The following is a 21,692-nucleotide window of genomic DNA, read 5'->3' as shown; positions in this document are numbered from 1 at the left end:
CCCGGCGGGAAAAGCCTCTTTTTCGCCGGGCTGCATGGCTGACCGGTTACAATTTTTAATTAATGCCCGACGGCCTCCGATATAAACAACGGACGTATTGTGCGTTTTTTCTAATGCTTTTACCGCTTTTGCACTAATATCTATGGCTTGTCCAGACAGGCAGATGCGCCCGCCCCCATGAAGCCGGCATTACAAAAGACATTTTCCGCATACCGCCGCGCCGATCGCGGCATCTATACTTTACTTAACATGCATTATTCATTAAGCCATTTCTCATCTCTCCGGCAAGATAGGTAACAGTTTTTTACCAAAGAGATAATGAATAAAAGCCATTTGGGTGTTAAATCTCACCGCCCAAATTATCTCGTTGCCACTGAAAAGCAGGATTGTTGAAAATATGTTCAGACTAAATGCCTTCCATTCCTCTAAGCTCAATCTTAAATGGGCCGGCATGTTCTGGTTGTTGAACGCCTTTTTACTGACGGCAGTCGCTTTTCGCTTTTGGCAGTGGATCTCCATTCCCCGGGGGGATATCCGCTCGGTGGTGTATTTGCTCACCACGCAGTACGGGCTGTTCGGCGCCTTCTGCGTGCTGGCGATGATTATTCAATGCCTGGTGTGTTTTTTGCCCCCCAGGCTGTTCCGCTCCGTCGGTATCCTCATGGCGTTTTTCCTCAGTGCGCTGCTGGTCGTGGATACCCTGGTGTACGCTCAATACCGTTTTCACCTGAACGGCGTAGTGCTGGAAATGCTGTTCCAGGGACGGGATATCATCGATCTCTCCTGGTATACCTGGCTGATAGGCGGTTGCATCGGTCTGGTATTGCTGGCGGTGCAATGCCTGTTCAGCGCCATGGCAGCGAGGATGCCGCGCCTGCAGCGGCTGCGCAAGCCGGCCTATGTGTTAATGGCGGTCAGTATTCTGGTCAGCCAGGGGCTGCATGTCTGGGACGATGCCAATTATAAAACCCAGATCCCCGGCTATACCCGGCAATTTCCGCTGTATTACCCCTTAACCGCCAAGAGCCGCCTGGTAAAATGGGGTCTAGTGGATCCTTCGGTGGCCCTGAACAAGGAAAACAACCTGCATGTGGCGAGCGAAGGGGCACTGCATTATCCCTTGCAGGCTATCCAATTCCAAAAACCGGCCCAGCAGCCCAACATCCTGTTTATCCTTATCGATGCCTGGCGCTACGATGACGCCAATCCGCAGGTGACCCCTAACGTCAGCCGCTTTGCCCGGCAGGCTTTGCGCTTTCATCAGCACCGCAGCGGCGGCAATTCCACCGAACCGGGTATTTTCAGTTTGTTCTATAGCCTGCCCGATACCTATTGGCTGTCGGTACGCAACAGCGGCCAGCGTCCGGTGTTAATGCAAACGCTGGCGGACCAGGGATATGAATTCTCCATACACGGTTCCGCCAATATCAATCATCCGCCGTTTGATCGAACGGTATTTGCCCAGATTCCCAATTTGAAGATCAGCAACGGCGCCCGTACTCCCGCCCTGCGGGATCAAGAGATAACCGATGATTTCAAGCAATTTATCGACAAGCGCGACGGCTCGCGGCCGTTCTTTGGTTTCCTGTTTTACGATGCCGCCCACGGTTATGACCTGCCTCCTAACCCGGTAACGCCGTTCCAGCCTTACTGGGATCGGGTGGACCATATCAAGCTGAATAATGATTTTGATCCCACGCCTTATCATAACCTCTACCGTAATGCGCTTTATTACGATGATGGGCTGATTGGCCAGGTATTAACCAAACTGCAGCAGGCCGGGCTGGATAAAAATACCCTGGTGATTATCACGTCCGATCACGGCGAGGAATTTAACGATCATAAAAAGAATTACTGGGGGCACGGCAGCAACTACAGCGATGTGCAGATTCATGTTCCGATGTTTATGCGTCTGCCGGATGGGCAAAGCGGCGATATCGACCGGCGCACCACGCATTTCGATGTGGTACCGACCCTGATGGCGACGGTGGCCGGGGTAAAAACGCCCGTCAACGATTACAGCGTGGGCCAGAATATGCTGGATCCCTCGGCCCCGCAGTCGCAGGATATGATTGTCGGCAGTTATTATAATTATGCCGTGGTCTCGCTGGATTTAATTAATGTGGTCTATCCCGGCGGCGTTTTCGAAACCCTGACCCCAGACCTGAACCCCACTAAGCACCGTTTGTTACAGGGGGATCGGCTGAAAAACATTATCAGCCTGATGTCGCGGTTTAATAGATAGCGCTGCATAATCAAAGGGCAACAGAAGGGAGACAAGTGTCCGCCGGCTGGAACACGTTTAGCCATAGGCGAATCTGCTGCTTGCAATTATACTATCCGCCTCTCTTTGGCTGTCAGGAGGGCTTATGAAGCTCACGCGATATACCGACTACGCATTACGGGTAATTATTTACCTCGGTTCGCGGGATGACGGCCTGTCGTCCATCGCTGAAATTTCCGCCTTATATGACATCTCGCGCAATAACCTAATGAAGGTAGTGCAGGATTTGGCCCATCTGGGCTATGTCGAGGCGATCCGCGGCCGCAGCGGCGGCATCCGCCTGGGGCGGCCGGCGCGGGATATCAATCTCGGCACGCTTATCCGCCACACCGAGAAAAACCAGAAGCTGGTGGACTGCACCCGGTGCGTGATTGCCCCCGTCTGCGGCCTGCCCGGGGTGCTGAGCGAGGCTACCCGGGCGTTTTTCGCCGTGCTGGATAAATACACCCTGGCGGATTTACTGGTGCAGCGCCACCATTTTAACGATCTGCTGATCTTCTCCGATCAATAATCTCCGGCGTCAGCCGAGCCAAAATACCAGCAGCGCGGCGAGAATGCAGTAGCCGCCGAACAGATGCCAGCGGTCGTGTTCCAGCCAGCGCGACAGCCAGCGCAGGGCAACCAGGCCGGCAATAAAACTGAACACCATCCCCAGCAGACTGGGCCACAGCATCGGCATGATTGCGCCTGACGGCAATGGGTGATTCGCCGCGCCGCCATGTAAGGCCCGCAGCGCTTCTTTAGCGATCACCACCGGCGTAAGCACCACCGCCAGGGCAAAGCTGAACTCTTCGGCGCGTCGGCGCGTCACCCCCATGGCCAGTCCGGTTGAGATGGTGGCCCCCGATCGGGAAAATCCGCGAAAAGGCAAACAGAGCCCCTGAACCAAACCGATGACCACCGCCCTGACGCTTGATATTTCACCGCCCTCGCGTTCGCCAAAACGTGACGAGGCGATAATCAAAACGCCGGCGGCGGCCAGCCCCGCCGCAATAAGCCTGCTGTTGCCAAACAGATGCTCAATTTCAAAATCCGCGGCATTGTGGGCATAAAGATGTTTAATCAGGCTTTGCAGGGTCAATCCCACCACGCCGGTCACCGCGGTGGCCAGAACAATATAAAAGGCATTGTGGCGGAAGGCCTTGCCGGAGCTGAAATAGGTGCTGCGCCAGGTTTTCCAGAAATAAAGAATTACCGCAAACATGGTGCCGGTATGCAGCATCACCAGTAATAACGTCATTTCAGGCGCGGTGGGATCCAGACCCAGCAGCTTCTCGGCCATGATCACATGGGCGGAACTGGATACCGGCAGCAATTCGGCCAGACCCTGCACGATAGCGAGGATAACGATTTGTATAAAAGACATGGAGTCGGTCTCACATCAAGTCGAAGGCGATGATGCCATCGCAAAGGGAGGAAATCATAAGAAGCGCTAGCCTGGGGAAAAAGGGTAAAGAATGAAAGAAGTCTATAGAAACCGCTTCGTTTTTACCGCTCAATTTTGCGTTAGAACTGTTACTGATCATTTCGTGCGGTAGTTTCAGCCGGCAACGATTCCAATGGCCTATGAAGTGACAATCCGGATTACCCGCGAAAATTGCGCTATATCAAGTAATGATTAACTAGCGGAAATTGCACTATTACATTAAGCGGCGGCGTTCTATCTTAAAGATGCATTTTAAATGCATCTTATAAGGAGATCTCATTATGTTTTGTGTGCAATGTGAACAAACCATCCGTACGCCTCTGGCTAACGGCTGCGCCTACGCGCAGGGAATGTGCGGTAAAACCGCCGAAACCTCCGATTTACAGGACCTGCTGATTGCGGTGCTCCATGGCTTATCGGCCTGGGCGATACGGGCTCGTGAACTGGGCATCGTCGATCATCGGGTAGACAGCTTTGCACCCCGGGCTTTTTTCGCCACCCTGACCAATGTGAACTTCGATTCGGCGCGCATCGTCGAATATGCCCATGAAACCATAGCCCTGCGCGAGAGATTGATTGCGCGCTGCCGGGCCCTGGCACCGGGAGCGGACATTTCGCATCCCATGGCCCATATCACGCTGCCCGCCCTGTCGCTGGCCGGGCTGCAGGCGGAAGCACAACGTTTCGCCCTCAATACCGATAAAGACGAAGTGGGCGCTGACATACACGGATTGCGAATGCTTTGCCTGTACGGCCTGAAAGGCGCCGCCGCCTATCTGGAACATGCCCATGTACTGGGGCAGTATGACGATGAAGTCTACCGTCAATACCATGAGATTATGTCCTGGCTCGGCACCCGGCCTGCGCAAATGGACGACCTGCTGGCGCAGTCGATGAATATCGGCAAAATGAATTTTTCCATACTGGCCATGCTAGACCGCGGCGAGACCGAAACCTATGGCAATCCGAAGCCCACCCGCGTGAACGTGAAAGCGGTGGCGGGCAAGGCCATACTGATTTCCGGCCATGACCTGCGGGACTTGCGGATGTTGCTGGAGCAGACCGAGGGCACCGGGATCAATGTTTATACCCACGGCGAGATGCTGCCCGCCCACGGCTATCCGGAGCTGAAAAAATTTGCCCATCTGGCGGGTAATTACGGCAGCGGCTGGCAGAACCAGCAGACTGAATTCGCCCGTTTCCCCGGACCGGTGGTGATGACCTCCAACTGCATTATCGATCCCTTCGTCGGGCAATATGACGAAAGGATCTGGACCCGCAGCATCGTCGGCTGGCCGGGGGTAAAGCACCTGGAAGGGGAGGATTTCTCGCCGGTTATCAAACAGGCCCAGAGCATGCCGGGTTTTCCTTACAGTGAAATCGAGCATATGATAACCATCGGATTCGGCCGCCAAACGCTGCTGGACGCCGCCGATACGGTTATCGACCTGGTGGCGCAGCAAAAGCTGCGGCATATCTTCCTGGTGGGCGGTTGCGACGGCAGCCGGGAAGAACGCAGCTACTACACCGATTTTGCCCTCGGCGTACCGCAGGACTGTCTGGTCATGACCCTGGCGTGCGGCAAATACCGTTTCAACAAGCTGGATTTCGGCACCCTGGAAGGGCTTCCCCGCCTGCTGGACGTAGGGCAATGCAACGATGCCTACTCGGCTATTACCCTAGCGGTAAAACTGGCGGAAAAATTGGGCTGCGGCGTCAATGATCTGCCGCTCAGCCTGGTGCTGTCCTGGTTTGAACAGAAGGCCATCGTGATCTTGCTTACGCTGCTGTCCCTGGGGGTAAAAAATATCTTTGTCGGCCCCACCGCGCCCGCCTTTCTCACCGACAATCTGCTGGCGGTGCTTAATCAGCAATTCGGCCTACGTCCCATCACCGAAGCGACCCGGGATCTCGATGCCATTTTCGCCGCCTGCGCCTAAGGAGCCATGATGTTTGCACCTCACGCGTTATGCACGCACGCCATGCAGGTCCATCACATAGAGCAGGAGACCCCCGATGTCTGGACTCTATCCCTGATCAGCCACGATGTTTATGCTTACCAACCGGGGCAGTTCGCCCTGGTCAGCATCAACAACAGCGAGACCCTGCGGGCTTATACCCTTTCTTCAACGCCGGGGCAAAGCCGTTTTGTCACATTGACGGTGCGCCGTCTGGAAAACGGCAGCGGATCGGGCTGGCTGACACAGCGGGTAAAAACCGGCGACAACCTCTGGCTGTCGGATGCCCAAGGGGACTTCACCTGCGCCCGGCAAGAGGACGAACGGTATCTGTTTCTGGCCGCCGGCTGCGGCGTGACGCCAATCATGTCCATGTGCCGCTGGCTGGCGGCCAATCGTCCGCGGGCGGATGTTCAGGTTATTTACAGCGTGCGTTCACCCCGGGAGGTGATTTTCGCCAAAACCTGGCCAACGCTGCAGCCCCGGCTGAAATTGACGCTGTTTGCCGAACAGCAGGCCCTTCCCCCCGTGCTGGCCGGCCGTCTGACGCGGGAACACCTGGCGGCGCTGGTGCCGGATATCGCCATCCGCCGAGTCATGGCCTGCGGTCCGGCGCCTTATATGGATCAGGTGGAAAAGGACGCCATGGCGCTGGGGGCCACCGCTTTTATGCAGGAGCGATTCCATGCACCGGCGGTGACCGGCACGCGGCAGCTTAAGATCACCCTGGCGCGGCTGCAGCGGGAATTCAGCGCGCCGGTGGGTGTTACCCTGCTGGCGGCGCTGGAGGCCAATAAAATCCCGGTTAACGCCGCCTGCCGCGCCGGCGTTTGCGGCTGCTGTAAAACCCGGATCCTCACCGGCCGCTATACCACCACCAGTACCATGACCCTGAGCCCGGCGGAGATCGCCGAAGGCTACGTGCTGGCCTGCAGCTGCCGGTTAGAAAGCGATGTCGCCCTGGCCTGACCTTGGGCGGCTCCCGTTTGCCTAGGCTTGCCTAAACCTGAACCCAGCGGATTACGGCCTAAATAAATGGCGGGAAATCCGCCATTTCCATTGATCCCGCCCGGAATAATCTGTATAAAAAACCAGTGTCACTAAAAGGGAGGTTTTATGCGGGTAGAATTGATTTATGACAAGCGCAACGTCAGCGGTTTACCAAACGCCGGCGCGTTAATCGAGGCGGAGCTGGCGAAACGCGTCCATCGCGTTTTCCCTGCCGCCGAAGTAAAGGTAAAAGCCATGCAGGCCAACGGCATCAACACCGACGCCAATAAACAGGAAAAGGCGGTATTGAATCGCCTGGTGGAAGAGATGTTCGAAAACGCCGATGAATGGATGATTGTGGAGTAAGACGCCTGACGCGTGCCCTCTATGGAACGGCAGGGCCCGCGAACACCGATCGTGCAACGAGCCGGTCAAAGGGAACCCTGCGGATGTGGCCGCCGGCGCAGCCGTCAGAAGTTGAACGCTCCGCCGATATAAGGGCCGTCGGCCACAATGTTGTCGCGGTCGCCGTCTTTACCGTCTATCGCCATATAACGATAGCCGACGCTGACCGTCACCACCGGAATCGCCGTCAAACGCACCCCGGCGCCGGCTTCGGTGTAATTGCCGATACTGCTGGAAAGCGACTCTGGGGAATAATAATAATCGCCGTACAGACTGAACAGGCCGGCCACCGGCAGCTGCAGCCCGCCGCCCACCGCGACGGCGTACCCTTCATCGCCGTCTTTCGGCCCCATATACAGGCCTTTGCCGCCGGCGGTGGCCATAAACGGGCCGAAAGGAATATTGTACCCCAGGCCTAAACCGGCCACATCGCCGTTGTCGTCGTTGTGCGCCCAGTTACCGGTTAATGCCAGGCCGGGCGTGGTGGTACCGAAACCAAAACCCAGGTTAGTATAATGTTCACCCACTTCACCGGTGACGCTGGCGGCACTGGCTGATGCGGCGGCAAACATCAGGCTGGCGACAGCGCCAGCAGCAAGAATCTTGTTCATTATTTATCCTGAATATTCAAAATGGGCGGGGGAAATTCCGCCATTGGCAGTCTAACCCAAAGCGGGATAAAAAGTAGCGGGTTATTGGCTTGAATATCATGATTTAACGTTCATTTCATACAAAAAATAGCCAATTTCGGTTTAGTCTCGCCTGCTGCCCCCGCGCCGCATGCCTGCGCAGCGTGGGCAGAGATTGGAATCATGATCATGGCCTATTTTCATTGTTAATTCTTGCACCTGTTGGCTGGGGCATTCTTTGTCTACTGTTAAGACTCAACAATCAAGACGACAAGGAAACCGGCTATGACCCCCATCAGGATAAGCCATATCGACAGCGAGCAGGATTGCCTTGCCTGCTTTGACGTTATGCGGGAACTCAGGCCGCATCTTGCCGGCGCACAGGCATTCGCCGAGCAGGTAGGGCGGCAGGCCGGCCAAGGCTATCGGCTGCTGGCGGCGTGGCAAGACGAACAAATCACTGCCTTGGCGGGCTACCGCCTGCAGGAAAACCTGCTGTACGGGCGCTTTCTTTACGTCGACGACCTGGTGGCAACCGCTCGTGTCCGCAGCCAAGGACAGGGCCGCGACCTGATGGCGGCGTTACGCCGGGAAGCGATGCGCCGGGAGTGCGCCTATCTGGTGCTGGATACCGGCCTGGCAAATGCTCTGGCGCAGCGCTTTTACTTCCGCCGGGGCCTGCTGTCCAAAGGACTGCATTTCACCCTGTCGCTACAGGGGGATAAATCATGAGCACGCTGCTTTATTTGGAATGCAGTCCCCACGCCGGTCATTCCCTCGGCGCACGGCTGGCCCGTGGCGTTATCGACGACATCACATCCCGCCATCCCGATGTCGGGGTGGTCACGCGTAGCCTTGTGCTTGACCCGCTCCCCCCGCTGTCGGCGCGGTATGCTCAAGGGATCACGGCCTCGTCGCTTCGCGATGATGAGGCATTTACCTGTTCAGAACATCTTATCGACGAACTGGAGCGGAGCGAAGGTTTGCTGATCAGTACGCCGATGCACAACTTTGCCGTACCCGCGGCGCTAAAGCTCTGGTTAGACTATGTGTTGCGCAAGGACCGCAGCTTCAAGACAACGCCGCAGGGCAAGGTGGGGACGCTCAGAGACCGCCCCACCCTGGTACTGGTCCGATCCGGAGGCCCGTGCACCGGCGAAAACGCCAGACAACCCGATTTTTTGACGCCATATCTGCATTACGCGCGGTCGGCCCTGGGCATTGGTAACGTTAATTTTGTTTATTTGCCCGGCCTGAGCCCTTCGGAGGAAGATCTGGAACTCACCCGCTGCGCGCTGGCTGCCGTACCTCTGCTTTAAGCTGCCGGACCGGCTTAAAACCAGACAATAAACCGGGTTCCCGGCGCGGAAGGCGTCACCGACAGCCGCCAGCGATGGGCCACCGCGATCTCCTTGCAAATAGACAGGCCCAGCCCGGCTCCTTCATGGACGGCGTCGGGAGCCCGCCAAAACCGATCGAACAGGAAAGGCAGATATTCGGCCTTAATGCCCGGTCCGCTGTCTTGTACCTGAATTGAACTGTCGCTGATGGCAACGCTGACGGCGCCATAGGGCGGCGTAACGTTGATGGCGTTTTCAATGATATTTTTCAACAGGATAAACAAAGCGCTACGGTCAGCGGTTAACAACGGCAGGGCGTCCGGCGCGTCCACCTGCAGTTTCACCTGGTTCTTATCGGCCTTGCGGGCCAGGTACTCCACCACATCCTGAGCGACATCCACCGTGTCCACGCCGGCAAAATGATAATTCTGCGACTCGCTCACTTCCGCCAGATGCAAAAGTTGCCGTACGTGCCTTGCCATCAGATCGATTTCAAAAAACAGCAGTTCCTTGTCTTTGATTTCCGGTTGTAGCTCAATCTGGCCGCGAATCAGGGTCAGGGGCGTTTGCAGCTCATGGGCGGCCGAGGCCAGGAATTCCTGCTGCACTTTGAAGCCGTTTTCCAGCCGCGCCAAGGCATCGTTAAACGCCAGGAGCAGCGGCTTTATCTCGCTTGGAATGTCGTTATAGGACAACCGGGTTTTCAAATTGGCCGGGGTAATGGACGCGGCGGCGCCCGAAGCGACTCTTACCGGACGCATGACCCGGCGCACCGTGAAGGGAAAGGTCAGACTGAATAAAATCATAGTAATGAATAGTGACCAGCCGAAAATTTCCGGGATCGGCTTGAGTTTCAGATTCATGATGGCTTTATTGAAAATCTCGCTGGTGGCGACCTGGACATAGAATCGCGTCCCCTGTTGATCGATGCCTAACGTCACCAGATCGAACCGCCGTCCGTCTATCATCACCTTTTCGCGCAGGGTCGCCTCGTTGGCCAGATTCTTGCTGTCCAGCGTGCCGAAGAGCCGGCCCTGGGGAGATTGCAGCAGAATATTACCGGCCTCATCGCATACGCGATAGAGGATTTCGCTGGCGGCGGTCTTGACCAGCCATGCCGTTTGCTGATCGAATACTATTGATGCCGGCCGGCCGCTATCGTCAAACCGAAGCCCAGCCGCCACCTCCTGCGCCGTCTTCATATCCTTATCCCGCTGCCACATGAATTCCGGGAACTGATTAAAAACATACAGAACAATAGCGGTAATAATCGGCAGGCTCAGCGCCAGCGCGGCTACGCTGATGAGCCATAGCCGGGCGGACAGGCTGCTGATCCAATACCTGAACATACTGACTTTCCTTCCTGTGCTGTCGCCCAGCGGCGGGCATGTTGCGGGATGAAGGACTTATGCGGCGGACTGCAGGGAAAAACCCACGCCGCGGATATTTGCGATGCGTACCGTAGCGCCGACGCCGGCCAGCTTTTTACGCAGCCGATGGACCGTAACCTCCAATGCATTGGGCGTAACCGCATCCGCCAGCCCCCATGCCGCATGCTCCAATACCGCATGGCGCACGGTCTGCCCTCCGGCGCCGAGCAGCGACAACATGATCTGCAGCTCCGCCGGCGCCAATATCGTTACTCGGGCGCCGCAGCGCAGCGCGTGCTCCTGCGGGTCCACGGAGATATCGGCAAAACGCTGCACCAGCGCGGTCATTTTAACCGGCCGTCGCATCAGCGTACGCACCCGAGCCACCAGTTCGCTCATTTCAAAGGGCTTGCTTACATAATCGTCCGCCCCGCTCTCCAAGCCCTCGATCCGATCGTGCAATGCATCTCTGGCGGTTAACATCAAGCACGGCGTCATCTGGCCGCCGGCGCGCAGGTTGCGTAAAAAGTTAAGCCCGTCCCCGTCCGGTAATCCACGATCCACCAACAGTACCGCATACTCCGCCTGCTTCATCCCATAGGCAGCTTCGGAAAGATTGGCGAAAATATCCGTTTCCACTCCCGCGCTCAATAACGCCTGGCGGATCATCTGCGCCAGGCGCTGCTGATCCTCGATCAGCGCCACTCGTGACATAGGCCGTTACTCACCTGAATGTATAAAGATAACCGAACTTCGCCTCGGGAATATAGGTTTTGCCCACCAGCGGGCTATCGGTAATGCCGCCGCCCAGGCGGGTGACCCCGACGTCAAGGCTTATGCTCTGGTTCGGCGTTAAGCTATAGCCAAAGCTTGTACCCACCGACGTATTGTAGGTGGATTTGCCATTGTACTGGTTACGTCCGGGACGAGCTTCCGACGGCATCACGCCATAATAATAATCGACATTTTTATCGCTGAGCCACTGGGCGCTCAAATAGGGTTTGATGGTAAAATCCCCAAAGGCAAAGGACTTGCCGAATTCGATATCGGCCTTTTGCCCTTTGCTGCCCGCGGTCAGGAAGTCAGCGGAAAGCGTGCCGAATCCCATATCCCACGCCGCCGCCGGGCCGAACCAGAAGGCGCCTTTGCGTTTTTGCATGTCGTTGAGTATCGGCGCGTCCGATCCCTTGTAGCCGTCTCCAAGGGCATACCTGCCGCGCAGGGTAAGCTGCAGGCCGCCCCATTTGCCGACCTTTGCGTCCACGGTGGTCCCCAGGACACGCACCCATTTGTCCTCAAAATAGACCAAAGGAAGCGGTGTAAAGTCGGAACCATAACCGCTGTAGGGCGATTGGTGGTAACCCAGCCCAGCTCCCAGGCCCCACTGGGTGGTATCCGGGGCATCGCTTAGCAGCGTAAAGCCGAAATCCTCCCCGGCGGACTCGTTGACACCTTCCGCCCAAATCGCACCCGTGTACAGCAAAACCGACGCCGCCAATAACGGCAACCAGGACCTATGGCTAAGAAATTTTGTCACAATCGTGCTCTTGAGTTTGAAAAAGGACGGCACGACTTTAAAACCCAACGACTTACTGTTTACTTACGGCCCGGCATTTCAGCACGGGCGGACAAAAAAGCGATCTCGCCGGACTAAGGGCGCAGCAGGCGATATATCCTGGCCTCCCAGGGTTGCTATAATGGCGGCCATTGAATATGGTGGGTGTCTAACTGATGTGCGCGAACACTCATGTCACCGCTGTGGGGATTGATGCGCCGGTACGTTGAGCAACGCCCGGCGCTGATGAATATATGATTTATTGCCACTTATGTTTCGGCGGCTGATAATTTCTGAATTTTTCCAAAATGACATCCGGTTGGTGTTCCACGATCAGCATATCCAGATATTCAGTTTTCAGGAAACCCTCATCGGCCATGCGCCGTATCATGGACAGCAAATGAGAAAAATAATCATTGACGTTCAGAAAGGCACAGGGCTTTTGATGTAATCCCAGCTGCGCCCACGTCCATTGTTCGAATATTTCTTCCAGCGTGCCGGCGCCGCCGGGAAGGGTCAGGAAGGCATCGGAAAGATTCGCCATCATATATTTTCGTTCATGCATATCTTTCACGACATAGAGTTTTGTCAAACCGGTATGGGCAATCTCTTTTTCAACCAGCGACTGCGGCATAACGCCTATCACCTGGCCGTCATGTTGGATGGCCGCATCGGCGATGGCGCCCATAAGGCCTACTTTCCCGCCGCCATACACAATTTTTAAATGATTTTTTGCAAAAAAAGCACCGATATTTCTGGCCGCCTGAAGATATACGGGGTTAAGGCCCGCGCTGGAACCGCAGAAAATGCCGATACTGTTTAACATTAATAGCTCCGCAATAAAGGTCGAAAATTTTTATATCAATCCAACTCATTGACATGAATATCATTACCAGAAAAAAGCGAAAATCAATAGCGCGGACGTCAAAAAATGACCGCGCCGCCCCATGGGCACTCTATTCTCGCTTCAGGCGATTGCTGTTTGCCAGCCACAGGGTGAACACCAGAATCAAGATTGCCGCCGAATAATAGAGCGTATCCAGAGAATTTTTATGGTCGACGATAATCAGGCGAATAATTGCGGTAATACTGATATACACAAAATAGCGCAGCGGGAAGTGATAGCCGGACTGGAAGTATTTCACAATCAGCGCGATAAATTCGAAATATAAAAATAATTAACAATACCTTCAATAAGCAGGTAGGTTGACGACTCCGCGTCCGTATGCAGCAGCACCTCGCCCAGATGGTAAGTTTCCTTGCCCAAAAATGATAAGAATAATCCCCAGACAGACCAGCCCGATGTTTAATATCATTTGCAGCACGGTTGCAATGCGCAATCCGGTAATCATGCTCACACCTCTGTTTCTGTTATGCCACGGACAAACCCCAGCAGCATAACATGCCATAGTGTGATGCATATCACAAAAAATCCCCTAAACTCAACGTTCAGCTACGTCACATTGCTTGCACAGCCTGCCTGTTTTTCGCAAGCAGCTTCTTCCCAAGGCGGGGGTTCAGGCGTGTTTAAGGCGTTCATTTAACGTTTCAACAATAAATGAATTCACCGAGACATGATGTTCAGCGGCAGCAACGGCCAACTGCTCCCCGAACGATTCAGGGTAGCGGAGGGTAAAGGTTTTCACTTTCTCTTCCCGTTCGTAAGGGTCGATGTGATTTTCCCGGCAATCTTCCAGGTATTCACGCAACGACACCTCCCCTTCGCTTTTCAAACCGTCGATGCTATCGGCAACAAAGTCACAATAGCCCGATAGGCCGATAAACTTACCGCGGAACATGCCAATTTCCGGAACATAGCTGATAATGGCCGGCTGTCCGGCAACAACCATGGTATTAGGGGTTTTCAATACTTTTTTCATGGTTCGACTCCTATGCTCTCCAGCCATTCCCTCAAGTTGGCTAACGCCCCCTTGTCAGCTTCAGGCGACGGATGGGGACGATGAAACCGGGCAATACAGCCATTAAGTAAAAGCCTTACCCGAGACCCGCTGCCTTCCTTGATTTCACCCCCTAATGCGCAAACGAGTGACTCAATATCAGACCATTTGACGCCAGAGGGTACCGGCGTTTTGAAAATTTGATTTAACACCGTCCGTTGCTTCTTACGTAGGCCGGTAATTTTCTGTCGCATTAACTCATCCATGAGTTCAGTGATTGACATTAATATAGCGATTCGCTTTAGTGAAGTCAATTTATGAAGTCACTGGCACGTATAGACACAGATTGCTCTCGCCTTTATCTTATAGGGGTAAAGCAGTCACTTTATACGGGTATAAGGATAAACAGGATGAGCATGCCGGCCACCTCTACCAATCAGCTTGGAACCTACCTCAAGGATCGCCGCGGCAAACTCGATCCGGCGGCCTTTGGCTTTTCATTGACACGCCGGCGGACACCGGGGCTACGGCGCGAGGAAGTGGCCCAGCGCGCCAATGTCAGCCCGACGTGGTACACCTGGCTCGAACAGGGCCGGGGAGGCGCGCCATCGGCCGAGGTGCTGGACCGGATAGCCGGCGCACTGATGCTGACCGGCGTTGAACGCGAGTATCTTTTCCTGCTTGCCCTGGGCCGCCCCCCCGAAGTCCATTACCAGGCGGACGAAGGCATATCGCCGCGGCTGCAGGGCGTGCTCGATGCGCTGCCGTTCAGCCCGGCCTTTGTAAAGACCTGCACCTGGGACGTGGTGGCGTGGAACCGTGCCGCCTCGGCGGTGTTCGATTACGGATCCCTCGTCCCCGGCCAGCTCAATATCCTGCGCCGGATATTCCTCAATCCCGACACCCGCGCGGCACAGCTTGACTGGGAAAGCGTCGCCCGGTTCGTGGTGGCGGCGTTCCGGGCGGACGCCGTGCGGGCGGGCGCCGCGAAGAATATTGAGGCATTGGTGGACGAGCTCTGCCGCCAAAGTCCGGAATTCGAGGCAATGTGGCGGGACAATGACGTGCGCGCGCACGGCGAGGGCTTAAAAAGCCTGAAGCACCCTCTGGCCGGACTTATCGCCATGGAATATTCGTCCTTTGCCGTCGATGGCCGGCCCGATCTCAGCATGGTCGTCTACAATCCGGCAACGCCGGCGGATTATGAACGGGTCCGCGCCTTGGTTGCCTCCATGTCTCAAACTGCCCGGTAACGGGCCGGAAAATTACCTAAGCAGCGCGTTGAAATAACACTCCGCCACCCGCTGCGCCTCCACGGCAACACACACCTCGGTTGAAGAGAGATGTTCGCGGCCCTTTAAATGCTCGCCGAAATAATGCAGCGTCTGGCCCGCGGCGGGGCCTTCCAGTACCACCTGCACATTGCCGGCGACGGTGCGATAAAACTCCGGATGGATGGCGCAGATAAATGCCTGCAAATCGTGGGGGCGCATCCCGTCCAGGCCATAGCGCGCTTTGGCATAGGCCACATAGCCCTGAATGAGGCGAAACAGGATTTGATTATGCTTGTTAGAGTGATTTTCCAATTGGCGCAAGCGCGAATTATCGAGCAGCACCTCATGGGTCACATCCAGGCCGACCATCGTCAGCTTCAGGCCGCTGTTAAATACGATTTGAGCCGCATGGGGGTCACGGTGGATATTGGCCTCGGCAACCGGCGATTTATTACCGAAGTGTCCGTTGCGCAAAGTGGTTCCCCCCATGATGACCACCTGATTTATCAAACCGGCAATAGCCGGATCCAGACGGCAGGCCAGCGCCACATTGGTCAGCGGGCCGACGGCTATCAGCGATATTTCCCCGGGATTGGCCCGCACGGTATCGATAATAAATTGCGCGGCATGACGTTTATCCAACCCGCCGCGGGGCGCGATATGAAAGGCATCCCCCAGCCCGTCACGGCCGTGCGCCGCCACCGACGGGGCATTGGGTTCGATGATAAGCGGGACTCCGCAGCCCCGCGCCACCGGACAGGAGATATCCAGTTCCTCCCTGAGAAACAGGGCATTGCGGGTGGTTACCTCAAGGGTGTTGTTGCCGAACACCGTTGTAATCCCGACAAGCTCGATATCCTGGCTTTCAGCGGCGAAATGCAGGGCGACAGCATCATCCACGCCCGGATCGGTATCGTAAATTGCCCTGATCATGTTATGCCTCATAATTAAATAATTTATACATCATATTTATTTAAGTAAATTCAGGCAACATTCGAGTATTACTGCCGGGTTTGAATTTCCTTTGAACTGTGCTAGGCTCATATTCTCTCTGGACGACCAGACAGACTTTAACCCATTTAGGGACGGCCCTGTTATCGGAGTGATACCATGGCTTGGTTATATCTGTTATTAGCGGGTCTGTTTGAAGTGGTCTGGGCTACCGCCATGAAAGCGTCTGAGGGTTTTACCCACCTGATACCGAGCGCCATAACGCTGATTTTCATGATATTAAGCTTTATCCTACTGGCCATTGCCATGAAAACATTGCCGCTGGGAACCGCCTACACCCTGTGGGTGGGAATAGGCGCGATAGGCGCGTTTATTATTGGCGTGATATTATTTGGCGAAAGTCTCAACCCTTACCGGATTATTGCCGTTGCGTTGATTATTTCCGGCGCCACGCTGCTTAAAGTTATGTCAAAATAAAATGATGAAACTTTTACGCTGTCGCATAAATAATTATTTATCAGTCGATCCGAGCAGCTCTAGCATGAACGCCTTGAATAGCCGAAAATATTCAGCGTCGCCGACGCGGGCAGTGGCTGACTGAACTTAAAGTAAATTAGTAGCCTCATTATCTGCCCGATAAACCCACTAAATGGCCGTGATGGTACGCCGTTCTTTTCGGGGCTGCCTGTGCGGCAGTGAACTGTGAGTTATCCTAAGAAAACAATTGCTTCGACTTCTGAGCTGCCTGTGCGGCAGCTCAGAAGTTGATGGTCAACGTGATGCTGCCGGCTTTGCCGTTCACTGCCGCACAGGCAGCTCAGAAGACGACAAATAAACAGACCGGTAAAAAGTATTATGTTCACTGCCGCACAGGCAGCTCAGAAGATAAGGTGGCAGGGAATGGGTGCTGAGAGAAAGTTCACTGCCGCACAGGCAGCTCAGAAGAACGGGAATGCAAAAATGCTATTTATGCTGCGGTTCACTGCCGCACAGGCAGCTCAGAAGACGAATGCCGCGAACGTTTCGCCAGCGCGTGCGTTCACTGCCGCACAGGCAGCTCAGAAGGCAAATGAGGAATGGGCGGCGGCTCGGGCGGAGTTCACTGCCGCACAGAAGTGGCGCTGCTGGTTACCGCTGGCAAGTCCTATGTTCACTGCCGCACAGGCAGCTATCGCTTAAACGAGATGGACCCGCAAAAAAGTGAAAAAGTTGATATTCGAATAAATTAACAATCGCCCTATGGCTACGCGTTTGCTAATACTCGTCACGGCTATAACGTTATATAATCCAAACCTCATATCTCGCCCATCACATACCAGTAGAAAGAATTATTTAAAGCATAACGGGTTGAATAATTTTTTTACGACATGTCTCTCATCAAAAGATATATCGACTTCTTTAACCCTGCCAAGGCAGGGTGTAAAATCGGATATGTACTGTTAATCAACGCATTATATTTTATTGGCACGATATCATACATAATGGCATAGCGGGTCACCGCTTCGCTTTCTGCAGATGAAAGACGGTAGCGGCGTCTTTGCAAAATTTATCGTAATGACAATTACGAATTTGTCCGAATCTGTCAAGTATCTTTAAACAAGACTACAATGGAGGGCCGTTATACAATAGTCATTTATAATTTTAAGTTAATTAAATTCGTCATTGAAATATGGATATTTTCTTTAAAAGATTCGTTAATATTAAGCCGCAAAAATCACCATCTAATATTTCTCTGTCATGAAAATAGTAAATAATTTATTAAAACCGCTTTCATTGAACTATTTTCAGCTCAAAAATACACCGTCATCAATGCCTCAATATCTCTATCTATTTTAATCATAGACCCATCTGTTTTTATCATAATATCACTTTCAAATTTACCCAGAAGTAAAAATTATTGGCGCTGAAACATATCATGTTCCATTATGACACTTTGATGACAACCAGCATCAGACGCGATGTAGATGAAGAGAAGCGCACATTGAGGAAGAGAATTCAATCAACCAGACCCACCGGCGCAACGCCAGGCAGTCGGTTCGGCATGTTGGTAATGGATAAATTGAAAAAAGGGGGGCCGCTGAATGTCTCGGCAGAGTAGTGAGGTATTTATCGACGGCGCCGCGTCAAAATCACAGAGCAGACGGATACTCGGCGCCACCAGTCTGGCGCACCTGTTCCATGACGGCGCCACAGACATGCACTACCTGCTGTTCGCGATATGGCAGCAGCAGTTCGGGTTGTCGCTGGCGCAGGTGGGGCTGTTGAAGATGCTGTTTTCCGGCGCCATGTCGGCGCTGCAAATTCCGGCCGGCGAGCTCGGAAGAGTCGCCGGCGAGAAAAGGGTTCTTATCGGCGGAACCCTGCTGCTTACGGCGGCGATATTCTGCTACGGGTTCGCCACTACCCTGCCGGTGCTAATGGGCTTGATCGTTCTAGGCGGCGTCGGGGCTAGCGTCCAGCATCCGTTGTCATCCAGTTACATCTCGCAGAGCTTTCCCCGCTTGCAGGCGCGCCTGGCCCTGAGTACCTACAATTTTTTCGGGGATGTGGGGAAGGCCATCATTCCCAGCGCGCTTTCCGCCCTGCTGCTGATTACCGTCTGGGGCCACTCGGTTCAACTGATTGCCGTCGCGGGCTTGCTTATTGCCGGTTGCCTGAGCGGGTTGTTATCTTCTGAAAAACGCTTGCCCAAGACCATGGCGCCGCGGCCTTCAGCATCAGACGACACGGCGCCGCAAACGGCTGACTCGGGGGCTCCGCTGTTTACTGAAACGCAGAGAAAAAGGGCATTCGCTTCATTGTGTACCATCGGCAGTCTGGATAATGCGACCCGTACCGGCACGCTCACTTTCCTGCCCTTTCTGCTGGCGTCCAAAGGGGCTTCGGCGACTCAGGTGGGTTTTGCCCTGACCGTTATTTTTATTGGCGGCGCGCTGGGTAAACTGGTATGCGGCACCCTGGCTCCGCGCCTGGGCATACTGAAGACGGTGGCCGTCAGCGAAATCGTTACGGCGGGAATCATTCTGGCGCTCACGCAAATCCCTTTATCGGCCATCTATCTGCTGCTGGTGCCCTTGGGCATCGCCTTGAACGGGACATCGTCCGTGCTCTACGGCACCGTGGGCGAACTGGCCAAACCCCGCCAGCAAACCCGGGCATTTGCGGTTTTTTATACGGCATCATTGGGATGCGGCGCCGTGATGCCTTTAGTGTACGGGCTGCTGGGGGATCGGTTGGGCATATCTCATACGCTGATTGTCATTGCGATATTACTGCTGTGTATTTTGCCGCTATTGCTGCCGCTCAAGGTAATAACGGCCCAACATCATTCTCCTGCGGGCTGATTCAGGATCTCGTCCAGCCACTGGCAAAAAGCACGCGCATGTTGTTTATAGGGGCTGCGGGGATTGACGTAAGCCGTGTAAGCATCACCGGACTGAACGACCACGTCGTCGATGAGCACCAGCGTGCCGTCGCGCAATCGATCGCGCACCAGCAGATGGGGAACAACCAGCAAACCGGCGCCGCCTGCCGCCGCGGCCACCGCCAGGAAGTAGTGGTCATAGGTGGCCCGGACGCTCAGACGGTCCGCTTGCCGTTTATGGGCCGCCGCCCATTTGGCGATGGCATCCGGACGCGAGCGGGCGGCTATCATGGGCCAGGCTTCCGATTCGCTGCCTTCGGCGACGATTGCCGCCAGGCCCGGCGACGCGACGCACACCAAACCTTCGCGAGCCAATTCCCAGCGCTCTGTGTTCGGCAGGACGAGGTCTCGGGTGATCAGAACATCATACTCATCCTGCGGCAATGGAAATGACAGGGAGGTAAAGAGATCGATTTGAACGTCGTTTCGCTCCGTGTAGCCACCCAATAAGGGCGCCATAACAGCCGTTGCGAAGCTCGGCATTGAAGTCCGGACCCGGATTCGGTTAAGAGAATGTCCGCGGTAGGCCAGCTGCTGAGTCGCCAGTTCAATGGTGGAAATGGCGTCTTTGACCGATTCGTAAAATTGAGATCCGCGCGGCGTAAAGACAACCGTCGCGCCTCGTCGCTCGAAAAGCGGTCCGTCAGCGACCGCTTCCAAATTCGCCACGTGGCGGCTTACCGCGCTTTGCGTAATGCCCAGCTCAGCCGCCGCGCGGGTAAAATTTCCATGACGGCCGATAGCGACCAAGGCGCGTATTGCCGTCAATGAAATATCCGAATCCTTCATGTTCAGGTCATCTCTTGCAAAGCGGCGTGGCAGCGCGGCGGGACGTCGCCGCAAAGGCGCATAACGGGGACAGTAATATTGGGCATGGCTGTTTTAAAAGTATCACCTCATTTCCCTTTGTAAAGTTTCCACTGATAGCTTTGTGAGCTCAATCTTAAACCCGAATAGTGCCTTATTTATCCATATATTCAGCCAGTATGTATATAGATTACTCGCCTGTAACAATTCATATTTCAAATGTTTCATCTGTGTAAATCCTAATTAACCCTTGTAACTATAATGATTAATTTTCTTATTTTTCAGAAATATAGATTCTTGCCTTTTATCTGTATCTACTCTGGCCATCCCTACCCTCCTAACGCATGAGGATTATAAAATGAAAACAAACGCCCTTCAGAATTGGTTAACCGCGGGCTGTCTGGGCCTGATGATAAGCGCGTCCGGCGCGCTTGCCGCACAGCCGGAAGTTGTCAATATCTCCAAGATTGCCGGTATGCCCTGGTTTAACCGCATGGGTGAAGGCGTCACCCAGGGCGGTAAGGATTTCTCGCTGAATGCCACTCAAATAGGCCCGTCCAGCACCGATGCGCCGCAGCAGGTAAAGATCATCGAGGACCTGATCGCGAAAAAAGTCAGCGCGATAACCATCGTGCCCAATGACGCCGATGTCCTGGAGCCGGTATTCAAAAAAGCGCGCGATGCGGGCATCGTGGTGCTGACCAACGAATCGCCGGGCCAGCCCAGCGCCAATTGGGATATCGAGATCATCGACAACCAGCAGTTCGCCGCCGACAACGTTGAGCAAGTGGCCAAGTTCAACGGCGGCAAGGGGGGCTATGTGCTTTATGTGGGCAGCCTGACGGTGCCCCAGCACAATCTCTGGGCGGACCTGTTCGTGAAATACCAGAAAGAGCACTACCCCGATATGCATGAAGTACCCAGCCGTATGCCGGTGTCGGAGAGTATTGATGATTCCCGCCGCACTACCCTTGATCTGATGAAAGCCCATCCGGATCTGAACACCATTGTTGCCTTCGGATCCCAGGGGCCCATTGGGGCGGGACGCGCGGTTAAAGAAAAACGCGCCAAAAACAAGGTCCATGTCTACGGCATGATGATCCCGTCCCAGGCCGCGTCGCTGATCAAAAGCGGCGATATCACCGAGGGGATTACCTACGATCCGGCAACCGCGGGATATGCGCTCACGGCGGTGGCATCCAGCCTGCTTAAAGGTGAAAACATCGGGTCCGGATACGAAGTCAAAAATATCGGCAAAGCAGACGTCGATACCGACAAGAAAGTCATTAAGTTCCATAAAGTGCTGCTGGTGACCAAAGACAATATCGATAGCCTGTATTGATGGGTTCCCGCAATTGACATCCTGAGACAACGCAGTGGC

22 protein-coding genes, 1 pseudogene and 1 CRISPR repeat array are annotated in these 21,692 nt (G+C 54.6%); of the genes and pseudogenes, 12 read left to right on the top strand and 11 right to left on the bottom strand.

Annotated features, from left to right (window positions below; translation table 11 throughout):
- Positions 1-397: 397 nt before the first annotated feature.
- Together GTU79_RS04710 and GTU79_RS04705 are read left to right on the top strand one after the other, a co-directional pair.
- Positions 398-2,245, top strand: coding sequence for a DUF3413 domain-containing protein (locus GTU79_RS04710; RefSeq protein WP_214513724.1), 1,848 nt, complete (start codon positions 398-400; stop codon positions 2,243-2,245).
- Positions 2,246-2,369: 124 nt separating this feature from the next.
- The gene (locus GTU79_RS04705) at positions 2,370-2,795 is read left to right on the top strand and encodes an Rrf2 family transcriptional regulator (protein WP_203522718.1); all 426 of its coding nucleotides are present in this window, start codon (positions 2,370-2,372) and stop codon (positions 2,793-2,795) included.
- 9 nt (positions 2,796-2,804) lie between these two features.
- Here GTU79_RS04705 and GTU79_RS04700 read toward each other — a convergent pair whose 3' ends face one another.
- Positions 2,805-3,650: an undecaprenyl-diphosphate phosphatase gene (locus GTU79_RS04700; RefSeq protein WP_203522719.1), complete on the bottom strand. Its 846-nt coding sequence runs from the start codon at positions 3,648-3,650 to the stop codon at positions 2,805-2,807.
- A gap of 341 nt (positions 3,651-3,991) precedes the next feature.
- On the opposite strand from GTU79_RS04700, the gene hcp reads away from it, so the two are divergent.
- From hcp to GTU79_RS04685, 3 genes are all read left to right on the top strand, one after another.
- Positions 3,992-5,650: a hydroxylamine reductase gene (gene hcp / locus GTU79_RS04695; protein WP_203522720.1), complete on the top strand. Its 1,659-nt coding sequence runs from the start codon at positions 3,992-3,994 to the stop codon at positions 5,648-5,650.
- 9 nt (positions 5,651-5,659) lie between these two features.
- Positions 5,660-6,637: an NADH oxidoreductase gene (gene hcr / locus GTU79_RS04690; protein ID WP_203522721.1), complete on the top strand. Its 978-nt coding sequence runs from the start codon at positions 5,660-5,662 to the stop codon at positions 6,635-6,637.
- A gap of 147 nt (positions 6,638-6,784) precedes the next feature.
- Positions 6,785-7,024: a DinI-like family protein gene (locus tag GTU79_RS04685; protein ID WP_132923304.1), complete on the top strand. Its 240-nt coding sequence runs from the start codon at positions 6,785-6,787 to the stop codon at positions 7,022-7,024.
- Between the two features lie 104 nt (positions 7,025-7,128).
- Here GTU79_RS04685 and GTU79_RS04680 read toward each other — a convergent pair whose 3' ends face one another.
- Positions 7,129-7,674 (bottom strand): YfaZ family outer membrane protein, encoded by a 546-nt coding sequence (locus tag GTU79_RS04680; RefSeq protein WP_132923305.1) that lies wholly within the window; start codon positions 7,672-7,674, stop codon positions 7,129-7,131.
- A gap of 303 nt (positions 7,675-7,977) precedes the next feature.
- Here GTU79_RS04680 and GTU79_RS04675 point away from each other — a divergent pair, with 303 nt between their 5' ends.
- Positions 7,978-8,424: a GNAT family N-acetyltransferase gene (locus GTU79_RS04675; protein ID WP_203522722.1), complete on the top strand. Its 447-nt coding sequence runs from the start codon at positions 7,978-7,980 to the stop codon at positions 8,422-8,424.
- The gene (locus GTU79_RS04670) at positions 8,421-9,011 is read left to right on the top strand and encodes an FMN-dependent NADH-azoreductase (protein WP_203522723.1); all 591 of its coding nucleotides are present in this window, start codon (positions 8,421-8,423) and stop codon (positions 9,009-9,011) included. Before GTU79_RS04675 ends, GTU79_RS04670 begins: the two co-directional genes overlap by 4 nt.
- Positions 9,012-9,025: 14 nt before the next feature.
- Here the strand turns inward: GTU79_RS04670 and GTU79_RS04665 are convergent, their stop codons facing one another.
- The 7 genes and pseudogenes from GTU79_RS04665 to GTU79_RS04635 form a co-directional block, all read right to left on the bottom strand.
- Entirely contained in the window at positions 9,026-10,381 is a 1,356-nt protein-coding gene (locus tag GTU79_RS04665) for a sensor histidine kinase (RefSeq protein WP_203522724.1), read from the bottom strand.
- Between the two features lie 57 nt (positions 10,382-10,438).
- Positions 10,439-11,116, bottom strand: coding sequence for a response regulator transcription factor (locus tag GTU79_RS04660; protein ID WP_132923309.1), 678 nt, complete (start codon positions 11,114-11,116; stop codon positions 10,439-10,441).
- A 10-nt stretch (positions 11,117-11,126) separates the two neighbouring features.
- Positions 11,127-11,939, bottom strand: a complete 813-nt coding sequence (locus tag GTU79_RS04655; RefSeq protein ID WP_203522725.1) for a MipA/OmpV family protein — start codon at positions 11,937-11,939, stop codon at positions 11,127-11,129.
- Positions 11,940-12,216: 277 nt separating this feature from the next.
- Positions 12,217-12,783: an LOG family protein gene (locus GTU79_RS04650; RefSeq protein WP_203522726.1), complete on the bottom strand. Its 567-nt coding sequence runs from the start codon at positions 12,781-12,783 to the stop codon at positions 12,217-12,219.
- A 130-nt stretch (positions 12,784-12,913) separates the two neighbouring features.
- A pseudogene (gene psiE / locus GTU79_RS04645) lies at positions 12,914-13,309 on the bottom strand (phosphate-starvation-inducible protein PsiE).
- A 165-nt stretch (positions 13,310-13,474) separates the two neighbouring features.
- The gene (locus GTU79_RS04640) at positions 13,475-13,837 is read right to left on the bottom strand and encodes a type II toxin-antitoxin system HicB family antitoxin (RefSeq protein WP_203522727.1); all 363 of its coding nucleotides are present in this window, start codon (positions 13,835-13,837) and stop codon (positions 13,475-13,477) included.
- Complete coding sequence (locus tag GTU79_RS04635) at positions 13,834-14,109, bottom strand: type II toxin-antitoxin system HicA family toxin (RefSeq protein WP_203522728.1); 276 nt, start codon at positions 14,107-14,109, stop codon at positions 13,834-13,836. The genes GTU79_RS04640 and GTU79_RS04635 overlap by 4 nt, the downstream gene beginning before the upstream one ends.
- A 162-nt stretch (positions 14,110-14,271) precedes the next feature.
- Here GTU79_RS04635 and GTU79_RS04630 point away from each other — a divergent pair, with 162 nt between their 5' ends.
- On the top strand, positions 14,272-15,108 hold the full coding sequence (locus tag GTU79_RS04630) for a helix-turn-helix transcriptional regulator (protein WP_203523153.1): 837 nt from the start codon (positions 14,272-14,274) through the stop codon (positions 15,106-15,108).
- Positions 15,109-15,120: 12 nt separating this feature from the next.
- Here GTU79_RS04630 and GTU79_RS04625 read toward each other — a convergent pair whose 3' ends face one another.
- Complete coding sequence (locus tag GTU79_RS04625) at positions 15,121-16,062, bottom strand: nucleoside hydrolase (protein WP_203522729.1); 942 nt, start codon at positions 16,060-16,062, stop codon at positions 15,121-15,123.
- A 177-nt stretch (positions 16,063-16,239) separates the two neighbouring features.
- On the opposite strand from GTU79_RS04625, the gene GTU79_RS04620 reads away from it, so the two are divergent.
- The 3 genes from GTU79_RS04620 (at position 16,240) to GTU79_RS04610 (ending at position 19,424) form a co-directional block, all read left to right on the top strand.
- Complete coding sequence (locus GTU79_RS04620; RefSeq protein ID WP_132923316.1) at positions 16,240-16,557, top strand: DMT family transporter; 318 nt, start codon at positions 16,240-16,242, stop codon at positions 16,555-16,557.
- A gap of 319 nt (positions 16,558-16,876) precedes the next feature.
- Positions 16,877-17,146: a CRISPR direct-repeat array (repeat unit 29 nt; unit sequence GTTCACTGCCGCACAGGCAGCTCAGAAGA).
- A 10-nt stretch (positions 17,147-17,156) separates the two neighbouring features.
- Positions 17,157-17,309, top strand: coding sequence for a hypothetical protein (locus tag GTU79_RS04615; RefSeq protein ID WP_214513723.1), 153 nt, complete (start codon positions 17,157-17,159; stop codon positions 17,307-17,309).
- 852 nt (positions 17,310-18,161) lie between these two features.
- A complete protein-coding gene (locus GTU79_RS04610) occupies positions 18,162-19,424 on the top strand; it encodes an MFS transporter (RefSeq protein WP_203522732.1) in 1,263 nt (420 codons plus the stop codon).
- Here the strand turns inward: GTU79_RS04610 and GTU79_RS04605 are convergent.
- Positions 19,406-20,293 carry a LysR family transcriptional regulator gene (locus GTU79_RS04605; protein WP_132923319.1) on the bottom strand — a complete coding sequence of 296 codons (888 nt, stop codon included), beginning with the start codon at positions 20,291-20,293 and terminating at the stop codon, positions 19,406-19,408. The genes GTU79_RS04610 and GTU79_RS04605 overlap by 19 nt on opposite strands.
- Positions 20,294-20,720: 427 nt before the next feature.
- Between GTU79_RS04605 and GTU79_RS04600 the strand changes: the two genes are divergently transcribed.
- Complete coding sequence (locus tag GTU79_RS04600) at positions 20,721-21,653, top strand: autoinducer 2 ABC transporter substrate-binding protein (protein ID WP_253073625.1); 933 nt, start codon at positions 20,721-20,723, stop codon at positions 21,651-21,653.
- Positions 21,654-21,692: the final 39 nt, after the last annotated feature.

Origin of the sequence: Sodalis ligni (assembly GCF_016865525.2) — a bacterium.
Classification (GTDB): domain Bacteria; phylum Pseudomonadota; class Gammaproteobacteria; order Enterobacterales; family Enterobacteriaceae; genus Acerihabitans; species Acerihabitans ligni.
The sequence above is the reverse complement of the archived record's forward strand: the minus strand, read 5'-3'. Positions and strand labels throughout refer to the sequence as shown.